The 18278-nt window shown below is 38.9% G+C and carries 14 protein-coding genes; 5 read left to right on the top strand and 9 right to left on the bottom strand.

All coding sequences use genetic code 11. The features are described from left to right. The first annotated feature begins 163 nt into the window (after nt 1–163). Nucleotides 164–2563, top strand: coding sequence for a helicase-related protein (locus OC457_RS06770; RefSeq protein ID WP_080175229.1), 2400 nt, complete (start codon nt 164–166; stop codon nt 2561–2563). Nucleotides 2564–2680: 117 nt separating this feature from the next. Here the strand turns inward: OC457_RS06770 and OC457_RS06775 are convergent, their stop codons facing one another. From OC457_RS06775 to OC457_RS06785, 3 genes are all read right to left on the bottom strand, one after another. Next, nucleotides 2681–3136 carry a tellurite resistance TerB family protein gene (locus tag OC457_RS06775; RefSeq protein WP_080175228.1) on the bottom strand — a complete coding sequence of 152 codons (456 nt, stop codon included), beginning with the start codon at nt 3134–3136 and terminating at the stop codon, nt 2681–2683. Nucleotides 3137–3239: 103 nt separating this feature from the next. Further along, nucleotides 3240–4214, bottom strand: a complete 975-nt coding sequence (locus OC457_RS06780) for a zinc transporter ZntB (protein WP_080175227.1) — start codon at nt 4212–4214, stop codon at nt 3240–3242. A 124-nt stretch (nt 4215–4338) separates the two neighbouring features. Next, a complete protein-coding gene (locus OC457_RS06785; protein WP_080175226.1) occupies nt 4339–5199 on the bottom strand; it encodes a helix-turn-helix transcriptional regulator in 861 nt (286 codons plus the stop codon). Between the two features lie 126 nt (nt 5200–5325). Between OC457_RS06785 and OC457_RS06790 the strand changes: the two genes are divergently transcribed. Further along, nucleotides 5326–6717, top strand: a complete 1392-nt coding sequence (locus tag OC457_RS06790) for an MATE family efflux transporter (protein ID WP_080175225.1) — start codon at nt 5326–5328, stop codon at nt 6715–6717. 303 nt (nt 6718–7020) lie between these two features. Next, complete coding sequence (hrpA, locus tag OC457_RS06795; RefSeq protein ID WP_235866954.1) at nt 7021–10860, top strand: ATP-dependent RNA helicase HrpA; 3840 nt, start codon at nt 7021–7023, stop codon at nt 10858–10860. Between the two features lie 91 nt (nt 10861–10951). Here hrpA and OC457_RS06800 read toward each other — a convergent pair whose 3' ends face one another. From OC457_RS06800 to OC457_RS06820, 5 genes are all read right to left on the bottom strand, one after another. After that, the gene (locus OC457_RS06800; protein WP_080175223.1) at nt 10952–12385 is read right to left on the bottom strand and encodes an amino acid permease; all 1434 of its coding nucleotides are present in this window, start codon (nt 12383–12385) and stop codon (nt 10952–10954) included. A 425-nt stretch (nt 12386–12810) separates the two neighbouring features. Beyond that, nucleotides 12811–14115 carry an inosine/guanosine kinase gene (locus OC457_RS06805; protein ID WP_080175222.1) on the bottom strand — a complete coding sequence of 435 codons (1305 nt, stop codon included), beginning with the start codon at nt 14113–14115 and terminating at the stop codon, nt 12811–12813. Nucleotides 14116–14412: 297 nt separating this feature from the next. Further along, nucleotides 14413–15111: a DUF2786 domain-containing protein gene (locus OC457_RS06810; protein WP_080175221.1), complete on the bottom strand. Its 699-nt coding sequence runs from the start codon at nt 15109–15111 to the stop codon at nt 14413–14415. Nucleotides 15112–15473: 362 nt separating this feature from the next. Continuing rightward, complete coding sequence (locus OC457_RS06815; protein WP_080175220.1) at nt 15474–15854, bottom strand: DUF4156 domain-containing protein; 381 nt, start codon at nt 15852–15854, stop codon at nt 15474–15476. A gap of 126 nt (nt 15855–15980) precedes the next feature. Further along, complete coding sequence (locus OC457_RS06820; protein ID WP_080175219.1) at nt 15981–16298, bottom strand: DUF3861 domain-containing protein; 318 nt, start codon at nt 16296–16298, stop codon at nt 15981–15983. Between the two features lie 107 nt (nt 16299–16405). On the opposite strand from OC457_RS06820, the gene OC457_RS06825 reads away from it, so the two are divergent. Both OC457_RS06825 and OC457_RS06830 read left to right on the top strand, forming a co-directional pair. Further along, nucleotides 16406–16834, top strand: a complete 429-nt coding sequence (locus OC457_RS06825) for a MarR family winged helix-turn-helix transcriptional regulator (RefSeq protein ID WP_080175218.1) — start codon at nt 16406–16408, stop codon at nt 16832–16834. A gap of 65 nt (nt 16835–16899) precedes the next feature. Then, nucleotides 16900–17862, top strand: a complete 963-nt coding sequence (locus OC457_RS06830) for a hypothetical protein (protein WP_080175217.1) — start codon at nt 16900–16902, stop codon at nt 17860–17862. A gap of 45 nt (nt 17863–17907) precedes the next feature. Here OC457_RS06830 and OC457_RS06835 read toward each other — a convergent pair whose 3' ends face one another. Continuing rightward, nucleotides 17908–18234, bottom strand: coding sequence for a hypothetical protein (locus OC457_RS06835; protein ID WP_080175216.1), 327 nt, complete (start codon nt 18232–18234; stop codon nt 17908–17910). Nucleotides 18235–18278 lie beyond the last annotated feature (44 nt).

The raw sequence follows: 18278 nt of genomic DNA on the forward strand, positions 1-18278 counted from the left end.
AGGGAGTTACAGCAAAAAGTCAATTATTGTGGGAATAAACTGACATAATTACTGAAATTAAGTGATGATTGTTTATGTAATCAGCAACTATGAAAGCTGTGCAATGACAACATCGCTGAATATTGTCACAATGATATAGTCAGAATCAGTAATAGATTGAATTATGTACGCTTCACTACCCATTGATAGAATTAAATCCGATTTTTTAGCTGCACTATCTCAACAGCATATTGTTGTTGAGGCAGAAACAGGTTCCGGAAAATCAACCCGCTTACCATTGTGGGCCGCTGAGTTAGGCCGAGTGTTAGTCGTTGAACCGCGACGGGTAGCTTGTACATCATTAGCTGAATATTTAACAACAGTTGAAGCTAATCCACAGCGCATTACAGTGGGCTATGCGATTCGGTTTGAACAGCATTTTGATGCTGATACACAAGTAGTATTTGCAACGCCTGGGGTTGCATTACGCTGGTTAAGTGATGATCAGTTAGCTTTGTTTGATACGGTGATCATTGATGAATTTCATGAACGGCGTTGGGATACGGATTTACTGCTCGCTCTTTTAAAACAGCGCCAAAGCCATCGGCTAGTTGCCACCTCTGCGACGATGGATAGCCAACGTTTAGTGACGTATTTAGGTGCCACACATCTGCACGCGACAGGGCGTAATTTCATGGTGGATGTTTATCATCATGCGACGGATACTCAAACCATGCCTAGTGGTGATCATTTAGATCAACAGATAGTTAAATTGATCAAGCAGCATTACCGTGATCATCAAGACATTTTAGTCTTTTTACCAGGTAGAAAAGAAATAACAATGGCTGCGCAAGTATTAAGTCGTTATTTTGCTGATGCAGTTGCTACGGGTGAGATGGATGTGATTCCACTGCATGCTTCGGTAACCGATGATGAACGCCAACGGGCATTAACGGCAAGTGAGAAGCAACGCATTATTTTAGCGACTAATGTTGCTGAAACATCACTGACTATTCCTGGTGTTACACTCATTATTGATTCAGGGTTAGAACGCCGAACCCACCAGCGTAATGGGCGTACTGTATTAGCATTACATTCGATATCAAAAGCCAGTGCTGAGCAACGTAAAGGCCGTGCAGGACGAGTCAAAGATGGCGTTTGCCTGCGTTTATATGGCAAAGCTGCGCCGTTAGAGCGATTAACACCAGCAGAATTACAACGTGAAGAGTTAGTTGAACCGTATTTAGCGGCTTTATGCTGTGATGCTAAATTTTCACAATTGACATTTATTGATCCTTTACCAGAAAAAACGTTGGCAAGTGCATTTCAAGCATTACTTGCGATGAAGGCGGTAACGGACGATGAAGTTGTGACTGATTATGGTCGCAGTCTATATCAGTTACCTATTGATAGTTTATTTGCCCATTTAATAACTGCGATGCCAGAACGACGCCATCAAGAAGCGATGGTAGATTTAGCGGCAGCGTTATCCATTCCGCAAAAATTGTGGCAGCCACCTAAATCAGAGCATGATCAGCAAGCCTTGTTTGTATGGTTAGGACAGCAATATTGTGATGCAACCGCATTAATTAAAATTGTGCGGGCAGACGTTATTCCTGAATGGTTAACCGTTGATGATAATATGCGAGCAGAGGCGCGATTATTAGCTGCAAAAATGCGAGAAGTGTTGCAACTTCCTCAACTTGAAGCTGCTAGTGCATTTCGTCGTCAGCCATGGATTGAAGCCGTTATGGCAGCAGTGCCTGAGCTGGTTTATGTGCGTCGTGAGCGGCGTCGACAAGCATTGGGTAATGGTTTTAATGAAGTCATGCTCAGTCGAGATACCTTATTTGGCATTGAACACGATCAAGCAACAGAAGCTGCGATCGTCTTTGATCAATTTGCTTTACCTGGTAAAGGTGTTAAGCAAAATTTAGTATTAGCAACTTGTGTTGCACCTGTGACGCTGTCACAAATAATGGCACTGGATCTTGGTGAAAATCAGCAAGGACAAACTGTAGAAACAAGTGAAGGTCATTTTCAAACAACGATAGAACGAGTCTATGCAGGGCGAGTGATTGATACTCAATGGCAAGACGTTAGCGGTGCAGCAGCCAGTACTGCTATCGTTGATTTGATTTTAGCTAATGACGTTTTAGCTGGATTAGCGGCACGCTTAACCACAGATATACACCAATGGAATTTGTACCTTGGTTTAGGTCGTTACCAAGCCGATGTTTGTCAGCGAAAGCCTGAAATAGTGGATATGACACTATGGTTATCACAGCAGATCGCAGATCTTGGAATTGAAACGATTGACGATATTGCTTTATTTAGTGCTGATGATTTTGTATTTGATGGTATTCCTGAATGGGAACGTGAAGAGTTTGATAATCAGTATCCACACAGTGTAAATTTAAATGATTTCGAGCTTCGTATTGAGTATCAGATCAATCGGAAAACAGTGATTGCGCATTATCTTCATGGAAATCGTAAACAAGATCCTAAACGGTGGGAGTTACCGCGTTGGCAAGGTTGGCGGATTAAATATAAGAAAGCTAGCAGAATAATTGATATTCACTAATCATTATTTGTATTTGTATTTGTAAGTTCTGCTTATCTAACAAGACCACGATAGAAGATATCTACAGTGGTCTTGTTTTGTTAATGAGTGAGTAGTTAAACTTAATCCATCATTATACTATGAAGCTAATTTTCCAGCATTGAGCTTGGCACGAATATATTCAGAGTGATCTAAATAGATCAAATCAGATACTTGTCTGATCACAGCTTCCTCTAAAGGATCAATTACGCCGTCGGCATAGGCAACTTGCCACATCGCTTCTATTAATTGATAACGTTGTGGTTGTGATAATTCACGTAATTTATTGGTGAATTCGTATAAAGACACGGAATTTTGGCTTTGTTCTTGCGCTTGGCCAAGTAATATTGTTGCCTGTTCTTCTGTAATATCAAGCAGCTTAATTAACAATTGAGTTTTAGCCTGTTCTTCACGTGGATCACGATCATGATCGGCATTCGCCACTTCACATAATAATGAAGCCATCGCTAAGTTTAGTGCTGGCGTGTCTACTGCGCCCGCGCTTGCACTTTCATTCATAACTTGTCTAAACAAAGTTCGTAATGTTGAAAACATTGTGGCCCTTATTTTGATGATAATTGCGTATAACCAGTGTTAAGTTTATATCTATACGAGATAAAAATAAAAGTCACTAAAAATACGTTTGCAGTTTTATCTGTTATATCCATTTGCGGCGATAAAATAACGCTAGTTGTAATATTAATACTCCAACTAATAATCCACAAAAGATTGAAAATGATAAATGATCTTCAGCGCCAGGAATTCCATCAAGGTTGACGCCAAATAAACCGGTGAGAAAGCCAAGAGGTAAGAAAACAGTCGTGATTAAAGAGAGGAAATAAAGCCGCTGATTTAAGGTTTCTGATTGTAAGCTCATGAGTTCTTCTTGAGTTACATTGGCTCGTTCACGAATAGCATTAAGATCTTCAACCGCATGACTGATTTTCTCGTTAACCTCATGAATTTTTTGACGTTCAGCTACAGAAAGTAGTGAAGTATCAATAGTAATTAATTTCGCCAAAGCATCCCGTTGAGGTGTCATTGAATGGCGTAACTTTACCGTTTCACGACGTAATACTGCGATATTATTACGTAAATTCATATCGCTATCGGTCATGACTTGCTCTTCAAGCTCTGTTAATTGTTCATCAAGGTTGTCAATAGCCTGCATTTTACGACTAACCAAATGATCACATAAGCTTAAAATAAAGTTACCAATCGTTGTTGGGCCAAAGCCGCCTTCAATATGATCAGCGATACGAGAAATTGCAATAACAGGTTGGTCTGAAGTGGTAATAATAATATTTTTAGTAAAATAACCACGAATAGATAACATTTTATCTGACGGTTTATTTTGTGTCTTTTTATTAATGTCGATACCACGTAAGGCTAAGAAAAAGCCATCTTTGGTTTGATTTAGACGTGGGCGATCACGATCATTAATCAGTGAGTCTTTTTCGATGTCAGGAAGGTTACTTTGTTGTATCCACTGTTGTGCTTGTGGTTGATTAAAGTTTAGATGTAACCAAAGTAACCCGTCACTGGGCTGCCAGTTATTAATTTTATCAAGGGTCAGTGCTGGTTTGGAATGATCGCTATTGAGTAGATAACAGTAAGCAAAACAATTTGGCATGATGGATCCCTTTAATCGCACGAAGTATTTAAATCTTATTTATCTTATAGCTATAAGCTTAACCGATATAAGTCTTCGATAGAAAATAAAATAAATGATGCTTACTAATTAACTGCATCATTGTTCAAGATTTATTCTGAAATCGAGTTCTAAATTGCCGTGGACTAAATGAACTCCAGATTTTAAAACGAGTACTGAAATTGGTTGGATTTGGATAACCGCAAAAATCACTGATATGTTGAATCGGCCATGAAGTCATCGTTAATAAGCCAGCAGCATGTTCCATGCGTAAATGAGCTAAATGTCCCATGGGAGCTTGGCTATAATATTGCTGACATAAGCGGTATAAATGAGGTTCAGAGCAGGGATACAATGCTGCAAGATCTTTTACTTGCCATGGGTGGTGTAATTGTCGTTTGGCATGTTGAAATACATGTTCTAAACGTTGCAACGCTAATGGCGAATGAGGCGATGTACGGTTAGTAATCAATAAGCACAGTTGTTCAGTAATATTAGTTGAAAGCTGATCTGCAAGGGGATAGTTCAAGCAGATAGCTTGTTGAAGACAATTGATAGTTTGAAATAATAATGATCCTGATTGGGTTGGTGAATACGTTATCTCATGGGGTAAACGCTGATCCCAATAGCTATGTTGTTCTAACATTATCCATGCCATATCCCAGATAAGATCGGGGTTGTCGTTTGGATTAATATCAAATCCATTCTCATATCCTGGTGGTACATAAATCACATGATCAGGCTGTAAATCCCATTTTTTAGCTGGAGTGTTAAGTATTCCACGGCCTTTAATGGTAAATAGCAGCATGTGCATATCAGGATTACGCCGATAAATAGTAAAAGCCTCTTTACCATAATTAATGCCACATTGAATGATATGTTTTTGTTCCAAGGCTAATGATTGGACTTGGTCAATAATGATTGATTGGCACCGTGGTGAAATATTTAAATGTTCAAACCATGCCATTTAAATGTCCTTATTTTCTTAAAGTTGATAGTTTGGCAAACGTTTTTGATTGCTTAGAATAACCGTAAATTAATAACACTAGGTATGATCATTGTCACAAGGTAACCGTTAATTGAGTAGTTAACTATGACGACATGGCGCACATCAGCAGATAAAAATTTTTGGGAAAAAACGTGGCGGTTAGCATTACCCGTTTCGATGCAGTCAATGTTGTTTGCATTACTGGGTCTAGTTGATGTACTGATGGTGTCAAAATTGGGTGAGTCTGCCGTGGCTGCGGTAGGGATTGGCAATCGCATTTTCTTTTTTAACTTATTGCTGGTGGTTGGTGTTAGTGGTGCCGTTGGCGTTTTAGCTGCGCAATATTTTGGTGCTGGGAGAATGGATGGCGTGCGTCGTACCTTATTGCAATCTTGGGTGTGTGCTATTGTTTTTACATTACCTTTTGCGATTATCTATCGATTGTTTCCACAGCAAATTGTGAGTGTGATTAGCGATCAAGCTGATTTTATTATTCATGCTAAAGATTATTTGTATGTCTGTGGCTGGAGCATTATTTTTACCGCGATTGTGGTGCCATTAGAGGCGGCTTTACGTGCTGTTGGCGAAGCAAAAATGCCAACGTATGTCGGCTTAGTGGCGGTATTATTAAACGCAACCTTAAATGCATTATTGATTTTTGGTTTATACGGTTTTCCTGAAATGGGTGTTGCTGGAGCAGCGTTAGGTACAACGATTTCACGTGGTATTCAATCCGTGATTTTATTAGCTGTTACTTATTACCGTCATCGTGAAATTCTGCCGTTAGCAACGGATATTGATGCGGCCAAAACACCACAGGCCCGTAAACGTTATTTTGCGATTGCTTTGCCAATGATTATTCATGATGCTGGCTGGGCGATGGGGGTTTTAGTTTACAGTTTTATTTTTGCTCAGTTAGGTGTTACAGAGCTTGCGATTATCAGTTTATTATCTCCGATTGAAGGCGTACTTATTTCAGCCTTTATTGGTTTTGCTGTTGCTGCCTCAACTATTTTAGGTCATGAGCTGGGCGCTGAGAATTACCAACGTGCTTGGCATCAATCATGGTTTTTTATTGGACTGAGTGTATCAATGGCCTTTGTGCTTGGTATTTCAATTTGGCTAGCCAGTGACACTGTAAGTATATGGCTTCAACGAGCAGATACGCCAAACTTAGCCATGTCATTAAATGTCACTATGGTGCTTGCACTTGGGCTATTTTTGAAAGTGTTTAACATGGTGGGTATTGGCGGCGTGTTACGCAGTGGTGGTGATATAAAATTCAGTATTTTTATTGACTTGTTCGGTCAGTGGGGCGTAGGTATTCCTTTGGCTATTTTTACTGGAATCTTTTTAGGCTGGCCTTTACATTGGGTGCTAGTCGCCATTTTAGCAGAAGAAGTGGTGAAAGTTGCTCTGACGACTTACCGTATTCGTGGTCGTAAGTGGTTAGCGAATTTAATTAATGATACCGACCAAGTATTAGTATCGGCGTAATTGTTTGTAAACACGTTATTTATCCATAATATTTGCCCATTTGAATACCAACAAATGGGCTTTTTTTATGGCTGATTAGGGCGTTGTGAGTAATTGTCTTTTAAGCGGATCTCACACCGTTTCATTTGTGATAGAATTAACAAAATTTCGAATCGCCAAGTTATACCGAGTATATTGTTGTATTTGAATGATCGGTATTAATTAGTCATTGAAAAGACAGGAATTACATTGAGTCAGTCGAATCAAACTCAAGCAGACGTGTTAAATAATGAAAAAACATTAAAGTCTGCGATTAAAGATTGCATGATGCGCGATCGTTTTCGTCTACACAAACGTGTACAAGGCGCATCAAGAATTAAAAATGAAAAATCAAAGCATGCCGTATTTGATGAAATTGCGTTAGATATTGCTAAATCAATGCAGACGGTGGAATTACGCCGAAATCATCGCCCTAAAATCATTTATCCTGCTCAGTTGCCCGTTAGTCAGAAAAAAGACGATATTGCAGAAGCGATTAAACATAACCAAGTGGTTATTGTGGCTGGTGAAACAGGTTCAGGTAAAACCACTCAGTTACCTAAAATCTGTCTAGAACTTGGTCGTGGTACTCACGGTATGATTGGTCATACTCAGCCACGTCGTCTAGCTGCACGCTCTGTTGCTACGCGTATTGCTGAGGAAATGGAGTGTGAGCTAGGTTCACATGTTGGTTATAAAGTACGATTTAACGATCAAGTCTCTGAGCGTAGTCACGTTAAGTTAATGACTGACGGTATTTTGCTGGCTGAAATTCAGCACGACCGTTTTTTAAGTCAATATGACACCATCATTATCGATGAAGCCCACGAACGTAGTCTGAACATCGACTTTATCATGGGTTACTTACGTGAATTATTGCCTAAGCGTCCAGATCTAAAAGTTATTATTACCTCGGCAACCATCGATCCTGAGCGTTTTTCAAAGCACTTTAATAATGCGCCTATTATTGAAGTATCAGGGCGTACTTTCCCTGTGGAAGTGCGTTACCGTCCAGTGGTTGAAGATGGTGATGATACCGATCGCGATCAGCTTGATGCTATTTTTGATGCAGTTGATGAACTGTGCGATGAAGGCATGGGCGACATTCTAATCTTCATGAATGGTGAGCGTGAAATTCGTGATACCGCTGATGCATTAGAAAAGCGTAATTTACGTCATACTGAAATTTTGCCATTGTATGCACGATTATCAGCCAATGAACAGAATAGAGTATTCCAATCGCATAATGGTCGTCGAATTGTTCTTTCGACCAACGTAGCGGAAACCTCGTTAACTGTACCTGGCATTAAATACGTTATCGATCCCGGTACTGCGCGTATTAGTCGTTATAGTTACCGCACTAAAGTACAACGTTTACCGATTGAAGCGATTTCACAAGCGAGTGCCAATCAGCGGATGGGTCGTTGTGGTCGTGTGCAAGAAGGTATCTGTATTCGTTTATATTCTGAGGATGATTTCTTATCACGCCCAGAATTTACTGATCCAGAAATTCTACGTACTAACTTAGCGTCAGTTATTCTACAAATGACAGCGATTGGTTTGGGTGATATTCAAGCCTTTCCATTTGTTGAAGCGCCAGATAATCGCAACATTCAAGATGGTATTCGTCTGCTAGAAGAATTAGGGGCAATTAACCCTAAAGCGACCGATCCACGTAAGCGTTTATCAAATCTTGGTCGTCAGTTAGCCCGTTTGCCTATCGATCCGCGTTTGGCGCGTATGGTATTAGAAGCGCCTAAAACAGGTTCGTTACGTGAAGTGATGATCATTGCTTGTGCGTTGTCTATTCAAGATCCGCGTGAGCGCCCATCAGATAAAAAACAACAGTCAGATGAAAAGCACCGTCGTTTTTACGATAAAGATTCTGATTTTGTCACGTTTGTGAATCTATGGGATTACATTCAAGAACAACAGAAAGAATTATCTAATAATCATTTCCGTCGTTTGTGTAAGAAAGAATATTTAAACTATTTACGCATTCGTGAGTGGCAAGATATTTATTACCAAGTTAACCAAGTCGTCAAAGAGCTTGAGTTAAAAATGAACGGTAATGAAGCCAGCTATGACGGCATTCATATCGCATTGTTGAGTGGTTTGCTATCTCATATCGGTATGAAAGATCAAGAGAAGAATGAATATCAAGGTGCGCGTAATGCTCGCTTTAATATCTTCCCGGGCTCTGGCATTTTCAAGAAACAGCCTAAATGGGTAATGGTGGCTGAACTGGTTGAAACCTCACGTTTATGGGGGCGAATTGGTGCCAAAATTCAGCCAGAATGGGTAGAGCCATTAGCTGAACATTTGATCAAGCGTAGTTACAGTGAACCGCATTGGGAGAAAAAATCAGCCGCAGTGCATGCGTTTGAGAAAGTCACTCTTTACGGTATTCCTGTTGTAGGTAAGCGTAAAGTTAACTACGGTAATATTGATCCCGCGTTATCACGTGAAATATTTATTCGTTCAGCATTAGTTGAAGGTGATTGGGAAACTAAACATAAGTTCTATCAACAAAACCGTAAGCTATTACGTGAAGTGGAAGAGCTTGAGCATAAATCTCGTCGTCGCGATATTTTGATTGATGATGATGAACTGTTTAATTTCTACGATCAACGTATTGATTTACAAGTTACCTCTGGACGTCATTTTGATAGCTGGTGGAAAAAAGCCTCAAAAGAAAACCCAGAGCTGCTTAACTTTGAACGTGAAATGCTTTTCCGTGGTGATGCAAGCCATGTAACGGATCTTGATTATCCTAATTTCTGGCATCAAGGAAACTTGAAGCTTAAATTAAGTTATCAGTTTGAGCCGGGTGAAGATAACGATGGTGTGACGGTTCATGTGCCGTTAGCAATTTTAAATCAAGTGAAACCAGATGGCTTTGATTGGCAAATTCCGGGTTTACGTCAGGAATTAGTGATTGCATTAATTAAATCATTACCTAAACCGTTACGCCGTAACTTTGTTCCTGCACCTAACTATGCAGATGCATTTCTTGCGCGTGTTAAGCCAATGGAAATGCCATTACTTGATGCTCTTGAGAAAGAGTTGAAGCGAATGAGTGGCGTAACTTTAGTGCGCGAAGATTGGAATTTAGATCAGATCCCTGATCACCTTAAAATCACCTATCGTGCAGTTGATCATCGCAACCGTAAGTTACGTGAAAGCAAAGATATCTATGGCTTAAAAGAAAACTTGAAAGAGAAGGTACAAGAGACCTTATCGCAAGTGGCTGATGATGATATTGAGCAAGAAGGTTTAAAAACATGGAGCTTTGGTGCATTGCCTGAGCGTTACCAACAAAAGCGTGGTGGTTTTGAAGTTAAAGCGTTCCCTGCGTTAACAGATAACAAAGACTCTGTTGGTATCAAGCTGTTTGAAACAGAAGAAGAACAGCATAATGCTATGCAAGCGGGCCAACGTCGTTTGATTTTATTAAACGTACCGTCACCGATTAAATACTTGCATGCAAACTTACCGAATAAATCGAAGTTAGGTTTGTACTTTAACCCGTATGGGCGTGTGCTTGATTTGATCGATGACTGCATTGCATGTGGTATTGATAAACTTATCGAACAAAAGGGCGGCTTAGCTTGGCAGCCGGAAACGTTTGAAGCACTAAAAGAATATGTTCGCGCAGAACTTGGCGATACTGTGGTTGAGATTGCTAAGCAAGTCGAAGCTATTCTAACAACGGCATTTAATATTTCTAAGCGTTTAAAAGGCCGAATTGATTTACGTATGGCGTTTGCAATGTCAGACATTAAAGCACAAATTGAAAGTTTAATATTTAAAGGCTTTGCGACTGAGTGTGGTTGGAAACGGTTACCTGATATTTTACGTTACATGCGTGCTATTGAACGTCGTATGGAAAAACTGCCGATTGATCCTAATAAAGATCGGGTTCATATTCTAAAGATTGAATCAGTAGTTAATGACTATAACGAGTTGTTAAACAAGATCCCTAAAGGTCAACCTGTACCTGATAAAGTGAAAGAAATTCGCTGGATGATAGAAGAGCTACGTGTAAGTTTCTTTGCTCAACAGTTAGGAACACCTTATCCGATTTCTGATAAGCGGGTTCGTAATGCGATTAATGAGTGCTAGTCACTTAATTGAGTAGTAATACAACCTCTATAAATGAAAAGGCCGATGCGATAACCGCAGCGGCCTTTTGTTTTAGGGGGAGTATGTCTAATTAGTGCGTTTGTGTTGCAATTTTAGTCTTTACTGATGGTGATGCTTTGGCTGCTTTTTTCTCAAAGCGAGAGATCCACAAGTAAGCTAATCCTGCAAATACAGCGGTCATAAACACGTTGATAAAGAATGCCTTAATAAGATCAACACCCGGAGGGAAAGCAGAAGCTGTCATACTTACCATAAAGATAACAATCAGTACTGACACCATACCCATACCAAACAGTCGCGAACCCATGCGGAAATCACGTGGAGTATCATCATGCTTAAGACGGAATACAAAATACGCCACCATGATAAAGATTGGCGGTAACATTGCTGTGCCCGCAGTTAAGTTAATTGCAGTACTCATCATTTCTTGAACAGACTCAGAACCAAAACCGTTCGCGATTAGCATCACTAATACAAATCCAAATTGCCACCATGCTGCGCGTACAGGTACACCATGTTCATTTAGTTGGGTTGTTTTTTCACCGTAAACACCTTTCGGAATTTCAGAGAAGTGAATTTTAACCGGTGCTGCTGTCCACATCATCATTGCACCGAACATGGCAATAAAGAGTACGACACCCACAAAACGACCCACTAATGGTGCCGAGATATCAAAGTAATGTGCCATACCAGTGAAGATCTCAACCATACCACCTGAATAGGTTAAGTCACCACGAGCCACAAATACGTTAACTAATAATGAGCCGATGGCATACATGCTACCAATAAGCACACCGGCTACGATAATAACTTTGATGAACGACTTTTGACCGCCTTTAACATCGTTCAAGTAAGCGGCTGCGGTTTCTGCACCGCCAGCTGCTTGGAAAATCCAGCACATAATGCCCAATGTTGCCCAGTTAATAGTTGGCGTCATGGCTTCAAGTGTAATCGGTTCAGCTGGCGGCGCATTACCATTTAATGCCATTAAGGCACCGATAACATAAACAGCAAACAGGGCGAAGACACCGTAAGCAACGATTTCCGAAATTTTACCTAACCATGATGCGCCCTTGGTTGAAATATGTGTAGCAGCCGCAAATAAAACAATTGAAATCATTGAAGTTACCATTGGCGAGAACGCATATTCATAACCAAGCATGGCATAAGAAGCGTAAGCAATAACGTTAGGTAACAATGAGATAAACCAGAATAGATTTACGAACCAGTATAAAAATGAACCCATGTAAGCCGCTTTGGTACCTAGCGGTTTTTTGATCCAATCATACATACCTGATTCAGAGTTTTTATTGGCAGAGACAAATTCAGCAATAATGAAAACAAAAGGAATGAAATAAACGAGTGTAGCAAAAAGAAAAATAGGTGCTGAGCTTAACCCTAATTCAATGTTGTTGTTAACGATATTACGGACATTGAATACAGCTGCAAATGTCATTGACAATAGAGCAAACTTTCCAATCGTACCGCGCATAGATTCAGACATAATATCCTCCATGAATCAGATCGATGATAACGTAGACTAGAAGTAAGTAGGTTATCAATAGATGCGAGAAATAAATGACTAACTCAGCGTACTAAAGCAATAGAGTTAGTTAACATGGAATGGATTTTAGTAAAAGTTTTACTAAAATGTAGCAGTGAAAACATTTTTCTTTAACTTGATCACAGTTTGTTGTTCATTGAATATCGATGATGTGATGTAGTTAAAATTTGTTATTTGATAGAAAATATGACAGAAAAGTCACCAAAAATGACTATTATTAGGTGTGTTTTTTATCTTTATTTATGCATATCAATACATTACAGAAAGGAGGATGAATAATTAGCTGAGGAATATTTATAGCAAAATAGAGATATAAAAAAAGAGCGATAATTCGCTCTTTTTTAGAAAAAGGTAATCAGTATTGATTAACGTTCCCAGTAAGCTTCTTCTAAACAGTCTTCACGTTCAGGTAAACCATGTGAAAGACGAGGAGCATGTTGAATTAGCACTTCATAGCTCACGCGGTTTGAGTATTGGCAAATTTGTGAGAACGAAGAGTAAGACAAGAACTGTGCAGTATGTTTAGCTGAATTTGGAACATTGATTTTATGGAAACGGTTAGCTGACATATCATGTAGTAGGGCTGATAACGCCGCATCACCAGCACCATTAGTGTTTTTTATCTCCATCGGTCCACCAAGGTAAGGGGAGATGTGCGAGTAAACACGTACAGGGTTGATGCAATCAGCTTTAGCCATTGGACGACTGAATTCATATTTATTAAATTCAGGAATACGACCGGGCAATAGTGGCAGTGTTGATTCGCGTTTTAGCTCATCATCAGTATAACCTGCCATGTAAAGACCAGCAGGACCCGCGGTACATAAAACCATATCAACCCATTCTAACGCTTTATCAGCAGCCATTAATGGATCTTTTTCGCCTGTCAGTGCTTCAGCTTCTTCTTCATTCATCGCGATACAAGTAACGTGTTCTTTGATGAATTCAATCCACCACTCACGTTTATCTTCAATCACGTATTTAGTACCAAGGGTCAGTACTACAGGAACATTATTCTTTTTCGCAAATTCAATGGCTTTCAGTGCTGCGTCTTTCATTGGGTCGGTTGGTTTACCGCGAACCAAGTAAGAAGATAACACTAATGCAGAAGCTTGCTTAAATGCACATTCAGGAATGCTTTCAGGACGTAATTGGTTCATTTGTCCTTCATTGATCGCAAAAGTACGTTCACCATCTTTTGTGATTAACGTGTAGCAACGACCAATAGGACCACATACAGGTTGTAGATAATCAAGATCAATACGGCTAGATGTATTACAAAGGTAACGATACGCGTAAGAGCCAATTTGAAGATCTTTGCTCATTACACCAAGCAGAATTGACTTATCATCAGCAAGAACAGAGTAGTTATGTAACGTATTACCAATGGTATCGCCAGGGTATTCATGGCTGATTAGTTTACGTTCTTTTAGTTCTTGATACAGTAATTCAGCTTTATCTTCATCAAGAACTAAAGAATGGCCTTTACTTAGAGCATGTCTGGCTAAGAAGTCATCATCGACGCGCGCTTCAATATCCACAATCGTTTGACCTACGCCAACAAGATGTGATTTAGCTAGTGGGTTTTCTTGTTGAATTTGAACAACCAATGGATCGCGAGCATTGACGGGGAAGTAATGCTTTGACTTACGTTGACCAGGAAATTTCATGTCTAAAGGCTATAGAAATAAGGGATTTTGATTCATTCTATCACAAAAATGAGAGATAAATCCCACTTCTTTGATGTTCTTACATTGAAACTGGTTCTTTTGCTGTTTTTTTAAACGACTTGTTCAAAAAGCTACGATTAGATACTAATAAGGTAAGTTTAATGGTGCTTTTATTGTTCAATTAGCATCTTTTAACTAGAAATAAATAATGCAGTCTTTATTGCTATTACTGGTTACGATAAGCAATATTTATAAAAAAAGCCGCAGAAGCGACTTTTTTGTTCAGAAACGATAAATTTAGTTTAAGCGTTTGAGTTCTTGTTGAGCGCTGGTGCCACCAACAGGACGGCTAACTGAGATAGAACGGCCCTTTTTCATGCCTTTTTCATAGTCGTCAGTCAGTGCTTTCATTGCTTCTTGAAGTTGCTTTTTAAAGGTTTCACGATCTAGATTTTCAAACTGCTTATCAATGTAGTTTGCCATACGCTGGTCGTGATCATCATCTGTGTTTAATACTGGTAGCTTTTCTAATGCGCCTTCAAGCCATCCTGCAAGAAATGATGATACGCGACGAGTAACTTCTGATGTACTCGTACCTGTTCCAGCAAAGCTATTACGGAATTGGCCTGTTTGTTGGTTCATTTCGCGATAAACAATATCAAAGGCAAAAGCTGCAAAAATAGCGCGTTCAGCAGTACCGATAAACTCTGCTTGTTTTAAGCCTTTGTAATTAGTAAGAACACACTCGACCCCAAAGCGACGATTAATACCACGAATAATTTTTAGAATCTGAGAACTAATATCCGTTGGTAATAATGTTTTTGATTTGGTTTTGCCCATTTTAATGAATTCAATATCGTCTTTTTCTAGACCATATTTAAGCATGAGGCGGTGAGCCATACGAATGGCTTGGGCTGCTTCGTTCACATTTGCTGAATTACCCAACTCAAGGCATTTTGCTATTTTCTTGAGGGCCTTTCGCTTCTGTTCTGACATTAAACATTCTCATGACTAAAATAGGGCACATATTTTACCGCTTTATGCCCCCATACTACAAGTATGTAATTGTGATAACGGTGCGAATTAGTATTAAATTTAATAGGCGGTTAATATTTAATCAGAAAAAGCCAAGCTAAAGTGTAAAAGTAAACAAAAGAATAAAGAATAGAATAAGAAAAAATAAAGGACAGCCATAATAGTGAAGTATGGGAACAACTACCTGAACGTCATGATGCTCAAGACATTACAGCGGTGTTATTACAGAAGCCTTAGCTAACATTAGGCCAGTCATTAACAACAATGGCTGGCCTAAATGTAAAATCTGGCACCAGAGTACGAAATCAATAACTGTTATATCGTTATTTAGTGTTAGGCATCACTTCCAGCTTGATAGCTGAAGTCGCTTTTGGTTGCTGGCATAGATAAGCATTAGCAAACATAGTAACAGAGCTAGAGAACCCTAGCGGTTGATAGAGATATATTGTATTTGCACCTAATGCGGCAGCTTTTATACGCATTTGATTTATTGTTCCCCATAGCATGTCTTTATCAGCATGGAACCAATAGTCATAAAAATGGCCTTCTGAGCCATATACAATCCCTAAGCGCTCACAATTCTCTATGGCTTTTACATCATCCCAAATGACATCAACGTTGGTTGATTCTGTGGTAGGGAAAGTGACACAGCCACTTAATAGTAGTGTTGAGGCTAACATTGAGCTAACTATCAGTTTTTTCATGTAAAGATCACGGACAAAATAAATGTCGCGCGAGTGTATTTAAAAAAGGATCATTAGCAAGAGAATAAAATCAATATTCAGATCACTGCGACATTAATTAATGAGCATTTTAATATTATGTGCAACTTAGTCTCGGTATTGCTGTTGTAGTAGCAATGATTGTTTGACTGTATTTTTTAGTGATTGCATAAAGGTTTTAAAGTGGGGCATAAAATCAGCAAAAAGCGGATGTTTGTGGTTCATCATCATAACAGGCCCCAATAATCGTAGAGCGACACCGACTCTTATTGCTTGTGTTGCATCTAATTCACTGCCTTTCTTTAAGTTTTCAACAATCTTAAACAGATCTTCCCTGTCTTGAAACTCAAATAGTAGAGTTTGAGGAGTAGGTGATTGACCTTCTATTTCTTCAATGGTAATTCGGTAGTTTTTTTTATTAGACATAATTGTATCCTTATTTGAAATAACGCCAAATATGATTGATAATATCAACTATATTTGATTTTAGTTGATCTTGTCAACTATGTGATATTGGATTTAAAGGAAATGTAATGGCAAATAACAAAACGTTAGATAATTTATTTCAATTGGTACATGCATTAAAGCGTCAATTACATGAGCAGATTGAACACCTTGATCTGGGGATAACACCGATGCATGTTCGAGTGATTAAGATTATTCATAAAATGACGCCATGTACTGCCGTTGATATAGCAACAGTGTTAGAACGGGATAAAGCACAAATCACACGTTTAGTTAACACATTAATAGATAAAGAATTAATTACTAAGATAGCTAACCCAATAGATAAGCGGAGTTCATACTTATGCATTACTGATAGTGGGATGGAGATTGTCAAACAGTTGACTGTGATTGATAATACAATGCAGGAAAAAATTACAACAAATATTAGTCTCGATGAGATAGCGGTCTTTCAACAGTTAGCCGATAAAATGACGAATAACCTTCGTCACAAATAACCTTGTTGTTGAGTGGCAGTCTTTGCATAATACTCAGCGTATTTTAACTTATTAATAGCAGATAAATGACTTCTTCATACCATAATATTGATGTGCCTTTTGATTACCGTCATACCTGCTGGTTTTGCGGTGAACCGTATTTTGATAGTCATGCTTTTATGGCTGTCCCAAATTATGATAATCAATCCTTACCGATTATGTTGCCGTGTTGCCAAGAGTGTTTTGCTTTTGCTAATGCAGTAAAGGTCAGTAGTTTGGATTTACTACGCGACAAAGTGAAACAACAACTGCATAAGAAATACCATAAGCATCTTCAAATTGGTGTCAATTGGACTAAAGAAGAACTTGAATCATCTGAAATGGATGGTAAAGCACTAGAAGGTTTTCGTCTTAGTGGTTGGAAAATGTTTGAAATTGCTAAGGAGCGAGTCAATTACGCGGGATGGCCGATCAATATTGATGGTTTGCCTTGCTATGATGTGACAACGACATTTCAATTTGAATATGATGGCATTATCTTCACCAGTTTAAACCATGCAGTAACGCAGTTAGCCGCTTTATATGCGATTCCCCAGCCTTATTTAGAGCAAGTTATTGAGCTGGTGGGGCGTGAAAAAATGACTTATGCCTTACGTTTTTGTAAAACCACTTATGGTTATTCAGCAGCAGAACGTGAATCAAGTTTAGCGAGTTTACGGGCGTTATTGGCAGAAGAACAGGCGAATGCACAAGTTTCACACCGTTCAATCAAAGAACGACGCAAAGTTGCATTGGCTGATATTAAACAATTAATGCTGTATCGCACGATTATTGCACCACATGCTATTCAATGGGCATTAGAGCGTGGTATTCAAACGCTTGTTGAGTTAGCTGAGCATGAAGATATGTTTTTTGAACATTTTGGCAAAGAGTCAGAGTTAACGGCATTTACTTACTTTAATGGTTTGCAAATTTATTTTGAAAAACGCGAATTAGATCCAGAATGGGCTGAGCAATCTGATCCCAATCGAGATCTATTTACAGAATAACGTATGCGACTAATGCACTATAACTTTTTGTGTTTTAAAGAAATACTACGTACCATAAATATAACGATGTATACGCTTAATTGCAGAATTAAAATTATCTACATCATCATTTTCCGTAAAAAAACTTAAGTATTTATTTACGGAATGTTGATCTTCAAAGATATAAATATTGATTTGTGGACGAGTATGGTGGCAATGTTCACCGTGGTCAGACAGGCGAACTTTAATAAAGTAATTACCTTTATTGATTGTAAAGTAGCTAGACTCAGTGGTTAATGAATCGTTTTGTTTGTACGTGATCAGTCCTGTATGTTCAGCTTGATCCAATAATTCGATTAATTCATGTTTTTCATTGTTAAGTAATTGAGTCATGAGATAACCTCGTTGTTGAGTGTTATTCTCATTTAAGTATAGAA

The organism is Photobacterium toruni (assembly GCF_024529955.1).
GTDB classification, from domain to species: domain Bacteria; phylum Pseudomonadota; class Gammaproteobacteria; order Enterobacterales; family Vibrionaceae; genus Photobacterium; species Photobacterium toruni.

Bases quoted from the DNA above. Each gene is read 5' to 3' on its own strand.
- OC457_RS06825 (WP_080175218.1), top strand. From the start codon at position 16,406: ATGGCAAATAACAAAACGTTAGATAATTTATTTCAATTGGTACATGCA.
- OC457_RS06810 (WP_080175221.1), bottom strand. From the start codon at position 15,111: ATGTCAGAACAGAAGCGAAAGGCCCTCAAGAAAATAGCAAAATGCCTT.
- OC457_RS06770 (WP_080175229.1), top strand. From the start codon at position 164: ATGTACGCTTCACTACCCATTGATAGAATTAAATCCGATTTTTTAGCT.
- hrpA (WP_235866954.1), top strand. From the start codon at position 7,021: ATGATGCGCGATCGTTTTCGTCTACACAAACGTGTACAAGGCGCATCA.
- OC457_RS06820 (WP_080175219.1), bottom strand. From the start codon at position 16,298: ATGTCTAATAAAAAAAACTACCGAATTACCATTGAAGAAATAGAAGGT.
- OC457_RS06800 (WP_080175223.1), bottom strand. From the start codon at position 12,385: ATGTCTGAATCTATGCGCGGTACGATTGGAAAGTTTGCTCTATTGTCA.
- OC457_RS06815 (WP_080175220.1), bottom strand. From the start codon at position 15,854: ATGAAAAAACTGATAGTTAGCTCAATGTTAGCCTCAACACTACTATTA.
- OC457_RS06780 (WP_080175227.1), bottom strand. From the start codon at position 4,214: ATGCCAAATTGTTTTGCTTACTGTTATCTACTCAATAGCGATCATTCC.
- OC457_RS06805 (WP_080175222.1), bottom strand. From the start codon at position 14,115: ATGAAATTTCCTGGTCAACGTAAGTCAAAGCATTACTTCCCCGTCAAT.
- OC457_RS06775 (WP_080175228.1), bottom strand. From the start codon at position 3,136: ATGTTTTCAACATTACGAACTTTGTTTAGACAAGTTATGAATGAAAGT.
- OC457_RS06835 (WP_080175216.1), bottom strand. From the start codon at position 18,234: ATGACTCAATTACTTAACAATGAAAAACATGAATTAATCGAATTATTG.
- OC457_RS06790 (WP_080175225.1), top strand. From the start codon at position 5,326: ATGACGACATGGCGCACATCAGCAGATAAAAATTTTTGGGAAAAAACG.
- OC457_RS06785 (WP_080175226.1), bottom strand. From the start codon at position 5,199: ATGGCATGGTTTGAACATTTAAATATTTCACCACGGTGCCAATCAATC.
- OC457_RS06830 (WP_080175217.1), top strand. From the start codon at position 16,900: ATGACTTCTTCATACCATAATATTGATGTGCCTTTTGATTACCGTCAT.